A 17,104-nucleotide genomic window follows, 5' to 3' on the forward strand; every position below is an offset into this window, starting at 1 on the left:
TTAGATCTTCAGCACAGCGCCGTTACTTGCGTTGGTAACCATTTTGGAGTAACGAGCCAGGTAACCAGTTTTAACTTTAGGTTCGAATTCTTTCCATCCTGTACGACGAACTGCTAATACTTCTTCTTCAACCAGCAATTCAATCTTCCGGTTGTTGAGATCCAGCTCAATGATATCTCCATCCTCAACAAAAGCGATCGGACCGCCTTCAGCTGCTTCTGGAGAGATATGACCGATACTGATTCCGCGGGAAGCCCCCGAGAAACGACCGTCTGTAATCAGACCGACCTTAGCACCCAGACCCATACCCACGATTTGTGAAGTAGGCGCCAGCATTTCCGGCATTCCTGGTCCGCCCTTAGGACCTTCGTAACGGATAACGACTACATGACCCTCTTTAACTTTACCGTTCGCAATACCTTCCAGTGCAGCTTCTTGGGAATCAAAGCAGATCGCAGGACCTTTATGATATCCGCCTACTGAAGCATCAACGGCACCAACCTTGATGATAGAACCCTCTGGAGCCAAGTTTCCGTAAAGTACGGCAAGACCGCCTCTTTCGGAGTAAGGGTTGTCGATAGTATGAATTACGGAAGTATCTTGGATCTCGTGTCCGATTACGTTCTCGGCTAATGTTTTGCCGGTAACGGTCATACATTCCCCGAACAGAGCACCTGGTTTCTTCAGCAGTTCATTCAATACGGCACTAACGCCGCCCGCACGGTCCACATCTTCGATAAAGATATCGGAAGCTGGAGCCAGCTTAGCCAGATATGGAACACGGTTTGCAACTTCGTTAATGCGTTCAAGCGGATAATCGATACCTGCTTCTTGAGCTAGTGCAAGGGTGTGCAGCACTGTGTTAGTAGAACCACCCATTGCCATATCCAGCGCAAAAGCGTTATCAAGGGATTCTTTAGTTACGATATCTCTTGGTTTAAGATCCAGCTTAATCAATTCCATCAGTTGTGTTGCGGATTTGCGAACAAATTCTCTACGCTCATCAGCAACAGCCAGAATCGTACCGTTACCTGGCAGTGCCAGTCCAAGTGCTTCGGCAAGGCAGTTCATAGAGTTGGCAGTGAACATTCCGGAACAAGATCCACAGGTTGGACAACCAAATTGTTCTAATTCAAGCAGCTCTGCATCGTTGATTTTGCCGACTTGGTGAGCACCAACGCCTTCAAATACCGAGGTCAGAGAGAGCTTTTTACCTTTACTATCTACGCCGGCTTTCATTGGGCCGCCGCTTACGAACATGGTTGGGATGTTAACACGCAGTGCGCCCATCATCATGCCCGGTGTAATTTTATCACAGTTAGGGATGCAGACCATGCCATCGAACCAATGCGCGGAAACTACAGTTTCCAAGGCGTCAGCGATGATCTCGCGGCTTGGCAGTGAATAACGCATGCCGATATGTCCCATAGCAATCCCGTCATCTACGCCGATCGTATTGAATTCAAAAGGAACGCCACCAGCTTCGCGAATCGCTTCCTTAACGATTTTTCCGAACTCTTGCAAATGCACATGCCCTGGAACAATATCAATATAGGAATTGCAGACCGCAATAAACGGCTTTCCGAAATCTTCTTCTTTTACTCCGGCTGCTCTCAGGAGACTACGGTGTGGAGCACGGTCAAAGCCTTTTTTAATCATGTCTGAACGCATTTTCTTGGCTGCCATAATGACATTCCCCCCTAAATGAATTTCAATCAAATATAGTGTCGCATTAACGCAATGAACTCCAAAGACCTGCGTATATACGGTTTATAGAAAGAACGGGGACCTGCTTCCTCAAAAAGAAAAGCGATGCCGTTTCTATAAAAAAAGCCGCTGTTTTGGTATAAACAGTTACCGCCTAAAATGAACGGAGAAGTCATTGTTATTAGTGAGTCTATCACAAAGAGCACGTTTTTTCTACCGGACAATGTGAAGTTTGTCGATTGACGCAAAGCGTGGGAAGTGGAGGAAAAGCTCATTTTCGAAAGGAAAGTGCTTTATTTGGAAAATGGATCAGGGCCCGGATGTATCTATTTTCCACTCTAGACAACTTTAGGAGAGCTGAGTATGATGGGAGTTACTATTTTATGGGAGGTGCTGGAAAATTGGGATTCGCCTATTATTATCGCCGCGGTGGATCGTTTTTACGGGGATGAAAAGCTAAGGAGGGAAAGGGAATGTCACAGCGTACAACTTTTTTAAATCCAATTGTAGCAAGCTCAGGAGACCCATGGGTATTCAAACATACCGATGGCTATTATTACTTTATGGCCACAAAAGCTAAATGTCTGGAGCTGACGAGATCTAGAACCTTGACCGGCCTTGCGGAGGGCGACAAGAAAGTGATCTGGTCTCCCGAACCGGGGGGCAGCTACAGTTACAATCTGTGGGCGCCGGAAATTCATCATTTGGACAACAAATGGTACATTTACTACACTGCGAATGACGGAGGAGGCGACGATTCACGACGGATTTGCGTGCTGGAGAATGAAGAGGCAAACCCGCTGGAAGGGCAGTGGGTATGGAGAGGTGCTTTGCAGACACCTGTCCCAGGGTTGGATGGAACAGTAATGTCTTTGCGGGATCAGCTGTACTTTCTGTATGCGGGATATGGTCATTTCCCTGATTATGGGTCGGCTATTTACATTATGCGAATGAGTAATCCTTGGACCTTGGAAGGGGAGCATCACCTGCTTACCGCTCCAACTCTGTCATGGGAGAAGCAAGGTGGCATGGCGATTAACGAAGGTCCGGTAATTTTGCGGCGCAACAATCGTATTTTCATGGTTTATTCGGCAAGTACGACTTGGTCTGAGGATTATGCACTAGGGATGCTCACCATGAGCGAAGCGGCAGATCCTTTGCAACCGCTGTCATGGGAAAAATCAATGTCGCCTGTATTTTGCAAAAGTGTAGAGAACGGGATTTTTGCCACGGGGCACAATAGCTTCACACGATCTCCTGATGGCAAGGAAGATTGGATAGTCTATCATGCGCTTCCTTCCGCTGGAGCGGATGTGTCTTTGCGAGCAACCCGTATCCAGAAATTTGGGTGGAAGGTGGATGGGACACCGGATTTTGGGGTTCCTTGTAGGGATACGCTTGCTCAGACCGTACCGTCGGGAGAATAAGAATAAAACAGAAAAACAAGATTGAAAAGGCCATTCATTACAGAAAAACTGTAATGAATGGCCTTTTCATGTAATGCAGATATTTTTATTCGCTTTCGATAATAATTGACGAAAAATGCCTGTGTTATAAGGGGTTTTTCGCCAAAATACAGGATGTGTAGTACGTTTTTTTAATAGGTTTGTAGTTGGTGTAGTCATATATTTGTTTGAGAAAAGATCGTAAGATTACAAAATTATTGTATGAAAGCGTTGACATATGGATTTTGGATGCTTATAATTCGATCTGAGATACAGAAAAACTGTATTAATCAAGGGGAGTTATCTACAGGGCAAAAAGGAGCGTGGTTCCAAGCTTTGGATTTGCTTAAGGCGTTGTGGCAAATATTTTATAGTGGGAGGTTAAGTATGAAGAACAATGCAAAGCGTTTTTTTAGTCTTTTATTTGTGTTGATACTGATCATTTCGACTGTAACAGCATGTAGTGGCAACAGTGCAAACAATGGGGCTGATAACGGTGGCTCCAACAACAAAGAGAACGAGAGCACAGCCAAAGACCAAATTGAGTTTACAGATATCAGCGCAGACATACGTGGCAATACAGCCCCAACGCAAGAGCAAATCGACGAAGTTAATCATTCCTTGAATGATACATACCTCGGCGACGTCTTCGATGAAGTCATTCCAAATGATTACTCAGCTTATCCTGTTAAAGGTGATGTGGTTCTGGATGTATGGATGCCTGCGAATTCCAATATTCCGGATATGAACAATCATGCTGTCCAGAAGCAGGTGGAGCAATTAACGGGAATCAAAGTAAACTTCATCACGCCGCCAATCGGCCAGGAAGCGGATGCCTTCACGCTGATGATCTCCTCCGGTGAACTGCCTGACATTATCATTGAGCCGGGACGTTATCCGGGAGGTTTTGAAGCGGGGGTAAATGACGGCGCTTATATCGATCTGACAGATCTGATGGAGAAAAATGCTCCGAACTATACGAAGTGGCGCAATTCGGATGAATCAAGAAGAAAAACCACGGTCACGGATGACGGCAAGCTGCTCGGTTTTTATGGCATCGCCCCATATTCAGAGTGGACTTGGTTTGGAACGTTGATTAAGCAAGAGGCGCTGGATAAAACAGGGCTTGAAGTTCCAAATACGATTGATGAATGGCATACCTTCCTGACAAAAGCAAAGGAAGTCGGATACAAAGCACCACTTAATTACGGCTCTACTTACGGCCAGATTTTTACCGGCATCATAAATGGCGCATATGGAGTATGGGATTGGACATTCCTTGATGAGAATGGCAAAGTGGCTTGGGGGCCAGCACAGCCGAAAGCTAAGGAATATTTGACCACCATGCAGCAATGGAACAAAGAAGGATTATTGAACCCGGACTGGGCAACAGCAGACTTTAACCAGAGAATGGCGAGTGCCATTTCGGGAGATACCGCGATGATGATGGACTCTCCGGATACGATGTGGAGTTATTGGAAAGAGCAAAGCGGTATCGACTTTGTGGGAGCACTGAACCCGGTTCTGAACAAAGGAGATAAGTCCGCAACCACGTACAAAAATTTCAAAAGAGCGGGGATCGAAGCTGCGATCACCACGCAAAGCAAAAATGTAGAAGCGGCAATGGCTTGGCTTGATTTTAATTACAGTAAAAAGGGCTGGGAATTGATTAACTTTGGTGAATACGGAACGGTCCACCTGATTGATGAGACGGGAATGCCTTATTATCCAGAGAACAGTTATATCTTTAAAGACCCTGAAGGTCAGCCCGTATCGACAACCTTATGGAAATACCGGATGCACAACTGGCCGGATATCCGGGATGAGCATCATTCCAACCCGCTGATCGCTGCCAAAGGAAGTTATTCGGGAGACATTCGCAAGAATTGGACAGAAAATATGGACACCAGTATGGCTATGCCACCTATTTCCTTTACCAAGGATGAAGCTTCGCGGGAAGCCGAGCTTGGAAACCAGCTGTCGACACTGCGCGGAGAGTATTTTGCAAAAATCATAATGGGAGACCTGCCGGTAGATGCCTATGATAAATTTTTGAAAGAAGCTCAGAGCATGGGACTGGAAGAGTTTTTGAGTATCCATCAGGCAGCCTTAGATCGATATAACAAACGATAGGTGGTTGTTTTATGGAAATATTACGAAAAAACAGAGCGATAAAGCCCATTCCTCAGGACGCCAAACCTAAAAATACCAAGCTAGTGATTAAGAAGGATTTGAAAAAGAACTGGTTTGTCTATCTGTTGGCCGTCCCTGTTGTAGCATGGTTCCTGATTTTCTGCTACGGGCCGATGTGGGGGGTTATGATCGCCTTCAAGGATTTTAAACCCCTGCTGGGGTTTGGCCAGAGTGAGTGGGTAGGGTTTAAGCACTTTATTGATTTTTTCCAAGGGCCTTATTTCTGGCGGGTCGTTAAAAACACCCTTCTCCTCAATGTTTGGGGGATTGCCTTTGGATTTACAGCCCCGATTATTCTGTCCTTGATGCTGAACGAAATCCGTGGGGTTAAGTTTAAAAAAGTGGTCCAAACGATCACCTATATGCCGCACTTTATTTCCCTGGTGGTGGTCTGCGGGATCATTCATATCTTTGCCGCAGATGAAGGGATTATCACGCAAATCCTGCAATTTATTACCGGAAAAGAGTACTCTTCACTGCTCGGCTACTCTTCCTTCTTCCGGCCGATTTATACCTTCTCCGGCATTTGGCAGAGCATCGGCTGGGATAGCATCATCTACCTTGCGGCGATGAGTTCCATCGATACTTCATTATATGAAGCTGCTGAAATTGACGGAGTGGGACGGATCAAAAAAATGTGGCATATTACGCTGCCGCAGATCAGCCCAGTTATCATCATTCTGTTTATTTTTGCCATCGGCGGGTTGATGTCATCCGGGTACGAGAAGATTATCCTGCTGTACAATCCTCTGATCTATGATACGGCGGATGTTATTGCCTCTTACGTGTATCGTCGCGGTTTAAGAGAAGCCAGTCTTAGTTATTCCACGGCTGTGGGCTTGGTCAGCTCAATCGTTAACTTCGGGCTGCTCTGGATGACCAATACAATAGCCAAACGCAGGTCCGAGGTCAGCTTATGGTAAGAAAGAGGGACAGCTATGAAAGATAATTTGCAGCGTAAAGCGAAAAAAAGACGAAAACATAAATCCATCGGCGACAGAGTGTTTGACGGCACACTTTATACTCTGCTGACCGCATTAACCTTGGTGTGTTTTTATCCGATCCTGCACATCCTGTTTGCCTCCGTCAGCGACCCCGGCATGTTGATTGCTCATAAAGGGATTTTGCTGAAACCGCTGGGATTCACTTTGGATGGCTATAAGCTGGTGTTTAAAGATAACAGTCTGATCAACGGCTATAAAAACACGATTATATATGTAGGATTAGGCACATTAGTCAACATGATCATGACCATTCTGGGAGCTTATGTATTGTCCAGACGAGGATTGTATTTCAAAAACTTCATCATGATCCTGATTACAATCACCATGTTTTTTGGCGGCGGGTTGATTCCTTGGTTCTTATTAATGAAGGATATTGGTCTGTACAATAATTTGTGGGCCATGATTTTGCCAAGTGCTTTAAGCACATGGAACATTATTATCCTGCGAACTAGCTTTCAAGCCATTCCGCAGGAATTGGAAGAAGCGGCTACCATTGACGGGGCAAGCCAGGCCCATATTTTAACGAATGTGATTCTACCGCTGTCCAAAGCTACGCTGGCCGTAATCTTTTTATATTATTTAGTGGGGAACTGGAACTCATGGTTTAATGCGATGGTGTTGTTGAAGGACAGACAGCTGTTCCCGCTGCAGCTATTAATGAAGGAAATATTAGTAGCTAATGATGCTACCGCAACCTCAATCGGCAGTGCAGGCGGGGTAGTCATCGATAGTGCCCAGAGCCAGACGGCTTTCCGCGAGCTGGTTAAGTATTGTGCGATCGTCGTTTCTACGCTTCCTATATTAATGGTTTATCCTTTCTTGCAAAAATATTTTGTTAAAGGTGTTTACGTAGGTTCGATTAAAGGATAGCGGGCAAAAAAAACAAGTTCATCTTATATAGAAATTATTTAATAGGAGTGAAGTACACCATGTTGAAAGAAGCAAGCAGCACATCCGTTCCACGTCCAGAATATCCAAGACCCCAATTTGCCCGTAAGGATTGGCTTAGCCTAAATGGAGAATGGGATTTTACGTTTGATGATGAAGATGTCGGTGAGGAAGAACAATGGTATCGGGCGGACACAAAGGATTTATTTTCACAGGTTATTCAAGTACCCTTTGCGTTTCAGAGCAAGCTGAGCGGGATTGAAGATCCTTCATTTCATGATGTTGTGTGGTACAGAAGAACTTTTGAAGTTCCTGAGGGTTGGAACGGGAAGCAGATTGTCCTCCATTTCGGCGCCGTAGATTATTTGGCAAAAGTCTGGGTGAATGGTCAGCTGGTGGCCGTGCATGAAGGCGGACATACGCCATTTCAGACCGATATCACTCCTTCGCTGATCAAAGGAAATAATACGATTATACTGCGCGCAGAGGATTTCAGCCGCGATGTCACCTTGCCGCGGGGCAAGCAATATTGGCTGGAGCAGTCTGCTGCCATCTTTTATACCCGCACAACCGGAATCTGGCAGAGTGTCTGGCTTGAACCGCTGTCTGCAGTGCATCTGAGTAAAACCATGATGACACCTGATATTGACCGCAATGAAATCCGGCTTCGGACCTTTCTGCAAGGATTTAAGTCTGCTGATCTGCTCAAGCTGCGCATAACGGTATCGTATGACGGTGAAGTGATTGCGGAAGATCAATATATGATCATGAATGCTGAGCAGCTGCGCACTATCGGCTTGGGTGATTTTGCGGATCATGGTCTTGGACGTTTATGGAGCCCTGAGCATCCGAATTTGTATGATATTCAATTCCAATTGCTTCGGAATGAGGAAGTAATTGATGAAGCCGTGAGTTATTTCGGCATGCGCAAGGTGTCGATTGAAAATGGCAAGCTATGCTTGAATAACCGCCCATATTTCCAGAGACTGGTGCTGGATCAGGGATACTTCCCTGACGGGATACTAACCGCACCTACAGACGAAGAGCTGAAACGTGATGCCCAGCTGACGAAAGAAATGGGCTTTAACGGGGTGAGAAAACATCAGAAGACAGAAGATCCCCGGTTCCTGTATTGGTGTGATAAGCTCGGCCTGCTGGTATGGAGTGAGGCAGCCAATGCTTACGAATATTCCGAGGAGTATGTCCGCCGCTTCACGAAAGAATGGCAGGAGATTATCGAGCGCGACTATAACCATCCTTGTATTGTGACCTGGGTTCCACTTAATGAAAGCTGGGGTGTGCCCAATGTCCAGATTGATACACGCCAGCAGCAGCACGGATTGGCTATGTATCATTTAACGAAATCCTTGGATGAGATGAGACCTGTTGTGTATAACGATGGGTGGGAGCATATGACTACAGATTTGGTGACTATTCATGACTATGAGAGCCATCAGGCAGTGCTGGAGGAGAGATATGCCACGGCAGAATCTTCTGTAAATGCGATGCCGGCCAACCGCAAAATATTTGTCGGTGGAGCTTCGTATCAAGGCCAGCCGATTCTCGTATCCGAGTTTGGTGGAATTGCCTTCAAGAAAAGTGAGTGGGAGGGCTGGGGTTATTCTGGGGCAGAGAACGAAGAGGATTTCCTGATGAAGCTCAAGGCTGTTGTTGACCCGATGTTCACTTCCCCGGTGATCCAAGGGTATTGCTATACTCAGCTGACGGATGTCGAGCAGGAAATTAACGGACTGCTCACCTATGATAGACAGCCCAAAGCTCCGCTTGAAGCGATCCGCAACATCATGATGCATATCCAATAAATAACATTTACTAAAAGGAGTTACACCATGACACAACAAGCAACGCTTCCGCGTCCTGAATATCCCCGCCCTGACTTTGTTCGACCAGAGTGGATCAATCTGAACGGCCAGTGGCAATTCGAAATTGATCATGGCAAAAGTGGGAAGGAACGCGGATACCCTGTTAACGAACATAATCTCTCAGGGACAATTACTGTGCCCTTCTGTCCGGAAAGCAAGCTGTCCGGTGTAGAATATAAAGATTTTATGGCTGCTGTATGGTATAAAAGGGAATTTAACGTGCCGGAGAGCTGGATAAATGGCAGAGTTATCCTTCATTTTGGCGCCGTTGATTATATGGCGGAGGTCTGGGTGAACGGCGTATCCGTAGGTACGCACCGCGGAGGATATACTCCGTTTAGCTTTGATATTACTTCTAATCTTTTAGCGGGCAGTAATGTGATTACTGTGTATGCTGAAGACGACGTTCGATCGGGACGACAGCCACGGGGCAAGCAGAGTGAACAGTTCCATTCGCACGGCTGCGATTATACACGCACTACAGGAATCTGGCAGACGGTATGGCTTGAGCAAGTCCCTGAAACCTATCTGTCTAATCTGAAAGTTGTCGCTGATCCCGACAATGGCTGTGTGCACCTCGAAATGAAGGTACAAGGGAACGCAGCGGGAGACACGCTTAGCGCTACTGCTCTTTATGGCGGCAAACCCGTTGGGGACAGTAATGTGATCGTTTCCGGAACCTCTATAAAACTTACGATTCCACTATCAGAGATTCACTTGTGGGAAGTTGGAAACGCCAGATTGTATGACCTGAAGTTGTCCTTGCATAGTCAGGGACGGGAGAGTGACGTGGTCCATTCTTATTTTGGACTCCGCACGGTACGACTGGATGGGATGGCATTCCGGATCAATGGGAAATCCGTATTTCAGCGGTTAGTACTGGATCAAGGTTTTTATCCGGAGGGAATCTATACCGCTCCTACTGATAAAGATCTGCGCAGAGACATCGAAATCTCAATAGGGCTTGGCTTCAATGGCGCGAGGCTTCACGAGAAGATCTTTGAGCCGCGTTATCTTTATTGGGCTGACCAATTAGGTTATCTTGTCTGGGGAGAACATGCCAATTGGGGGCTAAATATTACTGGAGCGGATAGCCTGACTCACTTCCTGCCGGAATGGCTCGAAGGTATACAGCGTGATTTCAATCATCCCGCGCTAATCGGCTGGTGCCCTTTTAATGAGACTTGGGACCGGGACGGTGTGAAACAGCATAACCCCGTGCTCCAGATTGTTTACGACGTAACAAAACGTATGGATCCAACACGTCCAGTAATTGATACAAGCGGCAACTTCCATGTGGCTACAGATATCTTCGATCTTCATGACTATGACCAGAATCCGCAGACGTTCCGGGACAGATATGAACCGATGAAAAGTGGCGGAGAAGTATTCAATACCTTCCCGGATCGCCAAACGTATGAAGGTCAACCTTACTTCATCAGCGAGTATGGCGGAATTTGGTGGAACCCGCAGCAGAAAGATGAAAAATCATGGGGGTATGGGGACAGACCGACCTCAGAGCAAATGTTTATCGAACGCTACGAGGGGTTGACGAATGTTCTATTGGATCATCCGCTGATGTTTGGATTCTGCTATACCCAGCTGTACGATGTGGAGCAGGAAGTCAATGGACTGTACACTTATGACAGACAGCCGAAGTTCGACCCCGAGCGTATCCGCCGCATCAATGCGCGTAAGGCTGCAATTGAAGATTAGAGGCGCTACGTAACTATTCATTCGAAAGGAATGTGATAGATTATGAAAGTGAATTTCCGGCAAAAATGTCTGGTCGCCTTAAGTGTTCTTCTTATTCTTCCAATGGGGAAGGTGACTCTTGCAGTCTCTGATCATAATGACTTTTACAACGTGGTTATGCAGGACGGGGCGGACCCATGGGTGTATAAACATACAGATGGCTTCTATTATTTCACCAAAACAACAGGTGGCAATGTTACCCTCTGGAAGTCAGCCCAGTTGACCACTATTGATGCAGCGCCTACTAAAGTTGTCAACACGGGCGGTAGCGGCATCTGGGCGCCTGAGCTACATTATATAAACGGAGCTTGGTATATCTACTATGCGATGGACGACGGAGATAACGTAAACCACCGCATGCATGTAATGGAGAACACAGCGGCAGACCCGATGCAGGGAACTTGGCAGTACAAAGGCCAGATCACAGATTCAAGCAATAAGTGGGCTATAGACGGTACTGTGCTGCAAGTGAACGGCGAGCTGTATTTTATCTGGTCCGGCTGGGAGGGGAATGTTAATGTGCGGCAGAATCTCTATATCGCGCATATGAGTAATCCCTGGACCATTGATTCCGAACGCGTAGAGATTTCAAGACCAACGTATAGCTGGGAAACGAATCATTCCCCAAATGTGAATGAAGGACCACAGGTGATTATAAATGGAGAAGTCATTAGTTTGGTTTACTCGGCAAGTGGAAGCTGGACTAATGATTATTGTCTGGGACTGATCACCGCAGACATCTCCAGTGATCTGTTAAATCCGGCATCATGGAATAAACGCAATCAGCCTATCTTTTCTTCAGGCAATGGACTTTATGGACCTGGACACCATTCGTTTACTAAGTCTCCTGACGGCCAAGAGGATTGGATCATGTACCATGTCGCCAAATACAACAACGCTGGCTGGAACCGCGAGGTGCGAATGCAGAAATTCAGCTGGAATGCTGATCATACACCTAATCTGGGCATTCCCGTTGAACCTAATCTTCCGATAACTTTGCCTTCAGGTGAAACCATGCATACCCGCTACGAAGCGGAAAAAGGGACATTTGGCGGCGATGCCTATGCCTCTTCGAGTCCCAAGGGCTCGGGTGGGCTTAAGGCGGGTCATATTGATACGCCGGACAGTTATGTAGAATTTTCGGTTGATGCGGCAGCCGCAGGCGAATATATTCTTTTGGCTCGAACGGCGAATGGAACGGCTGGCGGGAATTGGTCGAATTTTCAGCTTAGTGTCAATGCAGGACCTTCCAGCCCATTCTATATCACCAATAAAGGGTGGGAGAATTGGGGGCTGTCCACAGCCCGGATTCAACTGAAAGCAGGCATGAACAAGCTTCGTTTTACCAAAGGCGAAGGTTACGGAGAAATTGATTTCATTGATATTAAGCCATTGTGAATCGAACAAACCTAAGAGACATATGAAATGGCTTCCGGTTTTCCGGAGGTCATTTCTAGGTGAAAAGGCCTGTAGGTGTAATTGTTTTTCATCTCATTAAGAAGTAAGATTAGGATAATTATTAGGATACAAGGAGAGCTGATTTGTGCTGGAACTTAGCTTAAACGACCCGGAAAAATTAGTCACAGTAACGCATGCTTTATCAACTCGTTCTAGGATTGATATTCTTCGGCTCTTAAACTCCAAAAACTTAAATATTATTGAAATCGCTGAGAGGCTGAAGCTTCCAGTGTCGACGGTAGCAAGCAATATTAAAGTGTTAGAAGCAGCAGAATTAATTCATACAGAATTGCTTCCGGCTTCACGCGGGGCGATGAAAGTTTGCAGCCGGAATTATGATGATCTTCATATTGCCTTGAATTTGAAAGAGCCGATGTCAAAGGGATTAACTCATGTCTATGAAGTAGAGATGCCGATCGGCCATTATAGCGATTGTGAGGTATCTCCTACTTGCGGAATGGCTAATAGTGAGGGTCTTATTATCAAAGAAGATGAACCGTCGAGTTTTTATCACCCTAAACATGTCAACGCTCAGCTGATCTGGCTCCGCAAAGGATTCCTGGAATATTTGCTGCCTATGGATATCCCCTCCGGAGCACAAATTGAATCGCTGGAATTATCCATGGAGATCTGTTCGGAAGCTCCGAATTATGACCAGAACTGGCCTTCGAACATCTCTGTATGGGTGAATGGTTCAGAGATTGGCATGTGGACCAGTCCCGGTGATTTCGGTGACCGGCGGGGCAAGCTGAATCCGAACTGGTGGTGGGATGGATCTACACAATACGGGTTTCTCAAGACCTGGCGTGTTGACCATGAAAAGACGACACTTGATATGGAGAAGGTGTCGAATGTTTCCTTAAATGATCTTCTGATTAACCGGAGCCCCAAATTGCGGCTGCGCATTGGAATCAACCCTGATGCAGTTCATCAAGGCGGACTTAACCTGTTCGGGCGCCAGTTTGGCGATTATGAACAACATATTATGATGAAGGTAAAATATACCATGGATCAGGATGAAGTTGAACTTTAGCTTAGGAGATGAACAAAGCAAGGCGGTTCCTCGGAAACGAATCTTCGTATCCAAGGAACCGCCTTGCTTTGTTTGTTCTGGATGTAAAGTTAGAGTGTGCGCCGTAGGGCGGCACGCTGAAGGGTGATCATCCAGTCAACGGACGGCTCAACCAGCGGGTGAAAGAGCCGTTTAACTGACGGCTGAGCCAGCAATACGGTGAATAATAAGGCGGTGAGCAGCAGGACTACTGCCCCAGCAGCATTGCCAATATAGGTGTAAATCCCGGAAACGGCAGCCAGACGAACGATAAAACCATGAAGCAGGAAAACATACAACGTGCGGCGTCCCCAGTCGGTCATGCGGCTCGCTCCGTAAGGTACAAGACCGAGGAAAGCAAGTGAAGCGACAATTTGTAGTCCGTACAGTCCCAGGCGGTATACGCCTGCATACCATACATTGGCATCAAGCTGCATATAGGTCATGTTGCCATATAACCAGCCAAAGGGAAATCCTGCTCCCCATGTGGCCATGATGGCAAGGAGTAGAACGGAGGCTGCTGCTGCAAAGATTTTGATATATTTCTGATAGAGCTTGACGAAGGTTTCGAAGGAGAAATGATAGCCGATAATGAAAAAAGGCAAATATACAAAGGTACGGCTGATGCTAAACCATACACCGTCCAGCTGGAGATATCCGACAGCCACCCCCGCTGCTACAGCGAAGAGGAGCTTAGCGGTTATGGACCATCTGCTCATACCGAGCATCAGGAGGCGCCAGCAGGCATGACTGGCCAGAAACCATAGGAGCAGATAGGGTGCGAAAATGGAATGCTGGATGTTGCTTACATGAAAGAGGGAAATGTCGAGTGCGGAATATAAGCTTTGAAAAATGAGGTATTGCAATCCAATTTGCAGCAGCATTTTACGGCCGGTAGTTCCGGCAAGGCTTTTTCTGGCGAAATAGCCGGTCACCAGTACGAACAGCGGCATGTGAAAGCTGAAAATCCACATATATAATCCGTGTATTCCGCTCATTTTGTTAATCAGAGGTTCAATTGCATTACCGGCAAAAACAGTGATAATAAGCATAAAACGCAGGTTGAGAAAAAAGGTTTCTCCGCGCGTTTCCAGCGAGTTTTCCCCTACCATGATTTAGCCTCCAAATTATGCTGTATGCAAATTAATTTAATTTTAAAATACTAGATTTTCTTTGATTTAATTGTGAATTAAGTCACAAAGGAAAGCGTTATCATGTGTGCGAAATGTGGCGATGTGTTGAAGGTTGTTAGAATAGAGGGATTCCACTATAATTTTTATATGCATTAACATCTGGGAGTGGAACATGTTGAAGAGAAGAATAACTAAGCGTCGCGCCGCTATTTTTGTATTGATTATTTTAGTTGTAGCCGGGTTGCTGATATGGAAGTATTTGACGCCATATGCACCGGCTCAAGAAGCCGAAACCGCACTGATTTCAAGTGGTGGAGTTACCGTCGAACAGAATGATAATTGGATTTCGTTCGAACCTTCCATTACTAAAGGCGCCTCGATTATATTTTATCCTGGGGCTTTGGTTAAACCGGAAGCTTATTCCCCTCTTGCGAAGAGTGTCGCTGCTGCAGGGCATCCCTTCTACATCGCCAAAATGCCGTTTAATTTAGCGGTAACGAAGGGGGATGCCGCAGAAGAGATTATTCGTGTGCATCCGAAGCAATCTTTTGTGCTGGGTGGACATTCACTTGGGGGTGTCATGGCCTCACGTTACGCAATGGAGCATACGGACCAGCTGGAAGGTGTATTTTTCTTAGCCTCTTATCCAGATGAAAAGGGCAGTCTACGAGAGACTACTTTGTCAGTGTTATCGGTTGTGGGTACTGAGGATCAAGTGATTGACAGAGACAGCTATAACAAAGGCCGCTCCTATCTGCCAGATAATACAGTTTATAGTTCAATCGTAGGTGGGAATCATGCGCAATTTGGCAGCTACGGGCCTCAGAAGGGGGACGGCGAAGCCACAATATCCGAGGAAGAACAGCGGAGTCGCACAGTAAGTGCCCTGTTGGATTGGCTTGGAAATCTGAGGTAGTTACGGGTCATTCAACAGAGGGAGGAAACAATTCATGCCAGTATTACACATTAACGATGAATGCGTTCCCTGCTCCGGAATATTGTTTGATAAAGACGGGACATTACTCGATCTATTAGCCACCTGGGGGAATTGGGCGGAGCTTGTGCTGCTTGGACTGGAAGATCAACTTGCGATCATGGGAGCGGGATTTATTGTAGAGCGCAGCAAGGTGCTGGGTACGCAACATGATCCGCAAGGGAAGTTAATAGGGTACGACCCGGCGGGGCCGCTTACCATGGCTACAGAGGAAGAAAGTTACGGTGTACTCGCATGGCAGCTATATGCAGCAGGAGTTCCTTGGAATGAAGCACTGACCCGTGTGAAAAGCATAACTAAAAACGCGATGTATGAATTACGCCGACGCCGTATGGCACAGCCTTTAGCGGGACTTCATTCTTTTTTGGAGCAATGCTCTGCGGCATCTCTTAAGCTTGGCGTGGTTACCTCCGACGGGGCAAAGACCACCGGAGAGCATTTGGAATGGCTTAATGTGGCAGGCTATTTTGATTCGGTAGTCACTAGGGACAGAGTCAAAAGCGGAAAACCAGCTCCTGAAATGGCTGAATTGGCCTGCCGGGAGCTAGGGCTTTCGCCTGAAGAGACGATTATTATTGGGGACAGTAATGCCGATATGCAATTAGGTAAAGGTGCAGGGCTTCGCCTCGCAATTGGGATTTCCGCCAGTGGTGATGGGAAGCACCTAATAGATGCAGATGTAATCATTTCCGGTTTTAATGAGCTCTGGATCACTTACTGATCAGCTAATAAAAGGAAAGGATGTGCTACTTAGCATGGATCAATTGCAGACACTTGCTTCTTGGATCAAAGAAAGTGACAACATCGTTTTTTTCGGAGGGGCGGGTACGTCTACAGAGAGTGGAATTCCCGATTTCCGCTCCGCAGCTGGATTATATCAAACTCAGCACAATTCACCTTATCCACCTGAAGTGATGCTGAGCCGAACTTTTTTTATGTCCTCACCGGACATTTTTTTTGATTTTTACCGCAGTAAAATGATTCATCCAGAGGCCCGTCCGAATGGTGCGCATCAGCTGCTAGCGGAGTTGGAACAGCAGGGGAAGCTGAAAGCGGTGATTACGCAAAATATTGACGGCCTGCACCAGCAGGCGGGCAGCCGTAGTGTCCTAGAGCTGCATGGTTCCATCCATCGCAACTATTGTATGGACTGCTCACGGTATTACGGGCTGGATCAACTGCTGGAAATGACTGAGATCGTTCCACGCTGCCCGGAATGTGGCGGAATTATCAAGCCGGATGTGGTTTTATATGAAGAAGAATTGGATCATTCCGTGCTTATGGGCTCTGTCGCAGCGATTGCCTCTGCAGATATGCTTATTATTGGTGGGACCTCGCTAACGGTTCAGCCTGCGGCCAGTCTGGTGACTTATTTCCGGGGCAAACGTACGGTGCTGCTGAACGGAGATCCCACACCTTATGATGATCAAGCGGATCTGCTGATTACAGATCGAATTGGAAAAGTAATGGGCAGTGTCAAGGATCTATTAAGCTAGGAGGAAAAAGCTGTCCTTTGGTTTCTCTTGCCAGATTATTATTACGCTCAGAAGTTTAAAGATAAGGTAGGCTCACAACAGCGTGTAATGAGAGGCA

At 46.5% G+C, this 17,104-nt stretch carries 13 protein-coding genes; 11 read left to right on the forward strand and 2 right to left on the reverse strand.

The genetic code is table 11. The features are described from left to right. The gene (gene ilvD, locus MKZ09_RS09045; RefSeq protein ID WP_076134060.1) at positions 1-1,686 is read right to left on the reverse strand and encodes a dihydroxy-acid dehydratase; all 1,686 of its coding nucleotides are present in this window, start codon (positions 1,684-1,686) and stop codon (positions 1-3) included. 494 nt (positions 1,687-2,180) lie between these two features. Between ilvD and MKZ09_RS09050 the strand changes: the two genes are divergently transcribed. The 8 genes from MKZ09_RS09050 to MKZ09_RS09085 all read left to right on the forward strand — a co-directional run bounded on the left by MKZ09_RS09050 (position 2,181) and on the right by MKZ09_RS09085 (position 13,366). Further along, positions 2,181-3,134 carry a glycoside hydrolase family 43 protein gene (locus MKZ09_RS09050; RefSeq protein WP_076134061.1) on the forward strand — a complete coding sequence of 318 codons (954 nt, stop codon included), beginning with the start codon at positions 2,181-2,183 and terminating at the stop codon, positions 3,132-3,134. 405 nt (positions 3,135-3,539) lie between these two features. Further along, on the forward strand, positions 3,540-5,285 hold the full coding sequence (locus tag MKZ09_RS09055) for an extracellular solute-binding protein (RefSeq protein ID WP_076134062.1): 1,746 nt from the start codon (positions 3,540-3,542) through the stop codon (positions 5,283-5,285). Positions 5,286-5,296: 11 nt separating this feature from the next. Continuing rightward, entirely contained in the window at positions 5,297-6,268 is a 972-nt protein-coding gene (locus MKZ09_RS09060) for an ABC transporter permease (RefSeq protein WP_036680973.1), read from the forward strand. 15 nt (positions 6,269-6,283) lie between these two features. Further along, positions 6,284-7,219: a carbohydrate ABC transporter permease gene (locus MKZ09_RS09065; RefSeq protein ID WP_076126337.1), complete on the forward strand. Its 936-nt coding sequence runs from the start codon at positions 6,284-6,286 to the stop codon at positions 7,217-7,219. Between the two features lie 59 nt (positions 7,220-7,278). Continuing rightward, positions 7,279-9,060 (forward strand): glycoside hydrolase family 2 protein, encoded by a 1,782-nt coding sequence (locus MKZ09_RS09070; protein WP_111503127.1) that lies wholly within the window; start codon positions 7,279-7,281, stop codon positions 9,058-9,060. Between the two features lie 27 nt (positions 9,061-9,087). After that, complete coding sequence (locus MKZ09_RS09075; RefSeq protein ID WP_076205268.1) at positions 9,088-10,836, forward strand: glycoside hydrolase family 2 protein; 1,749 nt, start codon at positions 9,088-9,090, stop codon at positions 10,834-10,836. A 42-nt stretch (positions 10,837-10,878) separates the two neighbouring features. Then, complete coding sequence (locus tag MKZ09_RS09080; RefSeq protein WP_076205267.1) at positions 10,879-12,273, forward strand: family 43 glycosylhydrolase; 1,395 nt, start codon at positions 10,879-10,881, stop codon at positions 12,271-12,273. A gap of 145 nt (positions 12,274-12,418) precedes the next feature. Further along, on the forward strand, positions 12,419-13,366 hold the full coding sequence (locus tag MKZ09_RS09085; protein ID WP_076205266.1) for an ArsR/SmtB family transcription factor: 948 nt from the start codon (positions 12,419-12,421) through the stop codon (positions 13,364-13,366). An 89-nt stretch (positions 13,367-13,455) separates the two neighbouring features. Here the strand turns inward: MKZ09_RS09085 and MKZ09_RS09090 are convergent, their stop codons facing one another. Continuing rightward, positions 13,456-14,496, reverse strand: a complete 1,041-nt coding sequence (locus MKZ09_RS09090) for an acyltransferase family protein (RefSeq protein ID WP_076134065.1) — start codon at positions 14,494-14,496, stop codon at positions 13,456-13,458. Between the two features lie 193 nt (positions 14,497-14,689). Between MKZ09_RS09090 and MKZ09_RS09095 the strand changes: the two genes are divergently transcribed. Genes MKZ09_RS09095 through MKZ09_RS09105 form a run of 3 tightly spaced genes read left to right on the forward strand, consistent with a single transcriptional unit; the run spans position 14,690 to position 17,007 of the window. Next, entirely contained in the window at positions 14,690-15,433 is a 744-nt protein-coding gene (locus tag MKZ09_RS09095; RefSeq protein ID WP_076134066.1) for an alpha/beta hydrolase, read from the forward strand. A gap of 34 nt (positions 15,434-15,467) precedes the next feature. Continuing rightward, positions 15,468-16,232: an HAD family hydrolase gene (locus MKZ09_RS09100; protein ID WP_076134067.1), complete on the forward strand. Its 765-nt coding sequence runs from the start codon at positions 15,468-15,470 to the stop codon at positions 16,230-16,232. A gap of 34 nt (positions 16,233-16,266) precedes the next feature. Further along, a complete protein-coding gene (locus tag MKZ09_RS09105; RefSeq protein ID WP_076134068.1) occupies positions 16,267-17,007 on the forward strand; it encodes an NAD-dependent protein deacylase in 741 nt (246 codons plus the stop codon). The last annotated feature ends 97 nt before the right edge of the window (positions 17,008-17,104 follow it).

The sequence above is a fragment of the Paenibacillus sp. FSL R5-0908 genome (genome assembly GCF_038006245.1).
In the GTDB taxonomy this organism is placed as follows: Bacteria; Bacillota; Bacilli; order Paenibacillales; family Paenibacillaceae; genus Paenibacillus_AQ; species Paenibacillus_AQ odorifer.